This window comes from Pseudomonas sp. (genome assembly GCF_050739995.1).
GTDB lineage: Bacteria > Pseudomonadota > Gammaproteobacteria > Pseudomonadales > Pseudomonadaceae > Aquipseudomonas.
Genome location: NZ_JBOICG010000335.1, coordinates 1 through 4,219, shown reverse-complemented (window position 1 = coordinate 4,219; position 4,219 = coordinate 1). Strand labels below are relative to the sequence as shown.

At 57.8% G+C, this 4,219-nt stretch carries 6 protein-coding genes; all 6 read left to right on the top strand.

Annotated elements, in window-relative coordinates:
• A partial coding sequence (locus tag ACRESD_RS11220) for a BamA/TamA family outer membrane protein (RefSeq protein ID WP_431750968.1) occupies nucleotides 1-578 on the top strand: 578 nt, incomplete at its 5' end.
• 45 nt (nucleotides 579-623) lie between these two features.
• A complete protein-coding gene (locus ACRESD_RS11215) occupies nucleotides 624-1,127 on the top strand; it encodes an OmpH family outer membrane protein (protein WP_003172279.1) in 504 nt (167 codons plus the stop codon).
• Between the two features lie 3 nt (nucleotides 1,128-1,130).
• Complete coding sequence (lpxD, locus tag ACRESD_RS11210; protein WP_431750967.1) at nucleotides 1,131-2,186, top strand: UDP-3-O-(3-hydroxymyristoyl)glucosamine N-acyltransferase; 1,056 nt, start codon at nucleotides 1,131-1,133, stop codon at nucleotides 2,184-2,186.
• 111 nt (nucleotides 2,187-2,297) lie between these two features.
• Complete coding sequence (gene fabZ / locus ACRESD_RS11205) at nucleotides 2,298-2,738, top strand: 3-hydroxyacyl-ACP dehydratase FabZ (RefSeq protein ID WP_003172281.1); 441 nt, start codon at nucleotides 2,298-2,300, stop codon at nucleotides 2,736-2,738.
• Complete coding sequence (lpxA, locus tag ACRESD_RS11200; RefSeq protein ID WP_431750966.1) at nucleotides 2,735-3,511, top strand: acyl-ACP--UDP-N-acetylglucosamine O-acyltransferase; 777 nt, start codon at nucleotides 2,735-2,737, stop codon at nucleotides 3,509-3,511. Before fabZ ends, lpxA begins: the two co-directional genes overlap by 4 nt.
• 2 nt (nucleotides 3,512-3,513) lie before the next feature.
• On the top strand, nucleotides 3,514-4,219 hold a 706-nt coding region (gene lpxB, locus ACRESD_RS11195; protein WP_431750965.1), incomplete at its 3' end, for a lipid-A-disaccharide synthase.

Genomic DNA, 4,219 nt, shown 5'->3' with positions numbered 1-4,219 from the left:
ACCGTGGTCAGTTGTTCCAGCCGCTGAGCGATAACTACACCATGCGCCTGCACACTGAGCTGGGTTATGGCGATGGCTATGGTTCTACCAGTGGTCTACCGTTCTACGAGAACTACTATGCAGGTGGTTTCAACTCGGTTCGTGGCTTCAAGGACAGCACTTTGGGTCCACGTGGTACGCCGAGCCGTGGTGTAGACGCAACGGGTAACCAAGGCACAATCGCTGACACGGACACTAAGGCGCTGCCATTCGGTGGTAACGTGCTGATCCAAGGTGGCGCGGAGATTCTCTTCCCACTGCCGTTCGTCAAGGACCAGCGTTCCCTGCGTACTTCGGTTTTCTGGGATGTGGGTAACGTGTTCGACTCCAAGTGCGAGCAGGTCACCAACCCGAATGGTTCGAAGTCCAACACGCAGTGTAACGATGTGAGCTTCAGCAACTTGGCGAGCTCTGTCGGTGTTGGCGTGACCTGGGTGACTGCACTGGGCCCGTTGAGCTTCGCTCTGGCCATGCCGGTCAAGAAACCTGATAACGCTGAAACCCAGATTTTCCAATTCTCCCTCGGCCAGACGTTCTAAGCGTCTGACCCAAGATAACGACAACGGATTCTGTAGGAGTGCATCGTGCGTAAGTTGACTCAATTGGTTCTGCTGGCAACTGTGCTGGTAACCACCCCGGCCTTCGCCGAAATGAAAATCGCCGTCCTGAACTATCAGATGGCTCTGCTGGAATCCGATGCGGCCAAGAAATACGCAGTGGATGCCGAGAAAAAATTCGGTCCGCAACTGACCAAGCTCAAGACCCTGGAAAGCAGTGCCAAGGGTATCCAGGATCGTCTGGTAGCCGGTGGCGACAAGATGCAGCAAGGCGAGCGCGAGCGTCTGGAGCTTGAATTCAAGCAAAAGGCCCGTGACTATCAGTTCCAGTCCAAGGAGCTGAACGAAGCCAAGGCTGTTGCTGACCGTGAAATGCTCAAGCAGCTCAAGCCGAAACTCGACAGCGCTGTGGAAGAAGTCATCAAGAAAGGTGCCTTTGACCTGGTGTTCGAGCGCGGCGCCGTGATCGACGTCAAGCCTCAATACGACATCACCCGCCAGGTGATCGAGCGCATGAACCAGCTGAAGTAAACCATGACCGCGACTATCAAACTCGGCGAGTTGGCCGAGTTCCTGGGAGCTGCCTTGCGCGGCTCCCCGGAGAAAGAAATCACTGGGCTAGCCACCTTGCAGGAGGCTGGCCCAGCTCAGTTGAGCTTCCTCGCAAATCCCCAATACCGTAAATACCTGGTTGATTGCCAGGCCGCAGCCGTGTTGCTGAAGGCCGCAGATGCCGAAGGTTACACGGGAGATGCGCTGGTGGTGGCCGACCCGTACCTGTCGTACGCGAAAGCGTCGCACCTGTTTGATCCAAAGCCCAAGGCGGCCGGCGGTATTCATCCCTCTGCCGTGATTGCCGAGGATGCCCAGGTTGACCCAGCGGCCAGCATTGGCGCGTTTGCCGTGATCGAGAGTGGCGCGCGCATTGCTGCTGGCGTGACGGTGGGTGCCCACTGCTTTATCGGCGCGCGCTGCGAAATCGGTGCCGATGGCTGGCTGGCTCCCCGTGTCACCCTTTACCACGACGTACGTATCGGCGAGCGTGTGGTGATTCAGTCGGGTGCTGTGATCGGTGGTGAAGGCTTCGGTTTTGCCAACTCCAAAGGTGTTTGGCACAAGATCGCCCAGGTGGGTGGTGTTTTGATTGGCGATGACGTGGAAATTGGCGTCAACACCGCAGTAGACCGCGGCGCTCTGGCCGATACCGTGATCGGTAACGGCGTGAAACTCGACAACCAGATCCAGATCGCCCACAACGTGCAGATTGGCGATCACACCGCCATGGCGGCGTGCGTCGGTATCTCTGGCAGTACCAAGATCGGTAAACATTGCATGCTTGCCGGCGGTGTAGGGCTGGTGGGGCATATCGATATTTGCGACAACGTCTTCATCACCGGCATGACCATGGTTACTCACTCGATTACCGAGCCGGGTGCCTACTCTTCCGGTACCGCCATGCAGCCAGCGGCTGAGTGGCGTAAAAGTGCAGCGCGCCTGAGGCAGCTTGACGACATGGCCCGACGCCTCAAACAGCTGGAAAAGCGTGTTGGAGACGTGACCCCTGGCGGTAATGCTTCATCAGAAGGCTGATACCATTTCCATATCAAGTGTGCACAGCCGCTAGACTGCCTCCTTGATTTGCTAGCGGGGCGTGCTTTTAGTTCGCCCGCCCCCAATCTTTATTACAGGCTTCCCCCCGAAATGATGGACATCAACGAGATTCGCGAATACCTGCCTCACCGTTACCCGTTCCTGCTGGTGGACCGCGTAGTGGACCTCAATGTCGAGGAAAAGCGCATTCGTGCCTACAAGAATGTCAGCATCAACGAACCGTTCTTCAACGGTCATTTTCCCGCGCATCCCATCATGCCAGGCGTGCTGATCATTGAAGCAATGGCCCAGGCTGCCGGTATCCTTGGTTTCAAAATGCTCGACCTCAAGCCTGCCGATGGCACGCTTTACTACTTCGTCGGCTCCGACAAGCTGCGTTTCCGCAACCCGGTCACGCCGGGCGATCAGTTGATCCTGGAAGCCAAGTTCATCAGTTGCAAACGCCAGATCTGGAAGTTCGAATGCCAGGCCTCGGTGGATGGCAAGCCGGTGTGCTCGGCTGAAATCATCTGTGCGGAACGCAAACTATGAGTTTGATTGACCCTCGCGCAATCATCGATCCGTCGGCCGTACTGGCCGCCGACGTTGAGGTCGGCCCTTGGTCGATCGTCGGCGCAGGTGTTGAAATCGGCGAGGGGACTGTCATCGGGCCGCACGTGATCCTCAAGGGTCCGACCCGCATTGGCAAACACAATCGTATCTACCAGTTTTCCTCGGTAGGCGAAGACACCCCGGACATGAAGTACAAGGGTGAAGAAACACGCCTGGTAATCGGTGACCACAACATCATCCGTGAAGGTGTGACCATTCACCGTGGCACCGTGCAGGATCGTGCCGAGACCACGTTGGGTGATCACAACCTGATCATGGCCTATGCGCATATCGGTCATGACAGCGTGATCGGTAACCACTGCATCCTGGTCAACAACACCGCGTTGGCAGGTCATGTGCACGTTGACGATTGGGCGATCCTGTCCGGCTTCACCCTGGTCCATCAGTACTGCCATATCGGCGCCCATAGCTTTTCCGGCATGGGCACCGCAATCGGCAAGGATGTTCCGGCATTCGTTACGGTATTCGGCAACCCTGCCGAAGCTCGCAGCATGAACTTCGAAGGCATGCGCCGTCGTGGTTTCAGCGAAGACGCGATCCACGCTCTGCGCCGCGCCTACAAGGTGGTCTACCGCCAGGGGTTGATGGTTGAGCAGGCATTGGCCGAACTGGTCGAGTCGGCAGCGCAGTTTCCGGAAGTGGCAGTGTTCCGGGACTCGATCCAGGCGTCGACTCGCGGCATCACCCGCTGATCATGGCCAATCTGCGTATAGCGTTGGTGGCCGGAGAAGCTTCCGGCGATATTCTGGGGGCTGGTTTGATGCGGGCGCTCAAGGCCCAGCATCCTGCCGTAGAGTTTATTGGGGTCGGTGGGCCGTTGATGCAGGCCGAAGGTCTCACTTCCTACTTTCCCATGGAGCGCTTGTCGGTCATGGGCTTGGTGGAAGTGCTGGGGCGACTGCGTGAGCTGCTGGCTCGCCGCAAACTGCTGATCCAGACACTTATTGAAGAAAAGCCCGACGTCTTTATCGGAATCGACGCGCCGGACTTCACCCTCAACATCGAACTCAAATTGCGTCAGGCCGGCATCAAGACCGTGCATTACGTCAGCCCATCCGTGTGGGCGTGGCGGCAGAAGCGTGTGCTGAAGATCCGCGAAGGCTGCGACTTGATGCTGACCTTGCTGCCGTTCGAAGCCAAATTCTATGAAGAGAAGGGCGTGCCGGTGCGCTTTGTGGGCCATACGCTGGCCGACACCATCCCTCTGCAAGCTGATCGTGCGGCCGCGCGTGCCGAATTGGGCTTGGCCGATGGTCCCCTTGTGGCGTTGATGCCCGGCAGTCGTGGTGGTGAAGTCGGACGGTTGGGCACGTTGTTTTTTGATGCGGCTGAACGGTTAATGGCGCTGAAGCCCGGCGTGCGCTTCGTATTGCCGTGCGCCAGCCCGCAACGCCGTGTGC

What these genes read in the sequence shown, in the direction of transcription:
- lpxD (WP_431750967.1), top strand. Translation starts at nt 1,131, where the DNA reads ATGACCGCGACTATCAAACTCGGCGAGTTGGCCGAGTTCCTGGGAGCT.
- fabZ (WP_003172281.1), top strand. Translation starts at nt 2,298, where the DNA reads ATGATGGACATCAACGAGATTCGCGAATACCTGCCTCACCGTTACCCG.
- lpxA (WP_431750966.1), top strand. Translation starts at nt 2,735, where the DNA reads ATGAGTTTGATTGACCCTCGCGCAATCATCGATCCGTCGGCCGTACTG.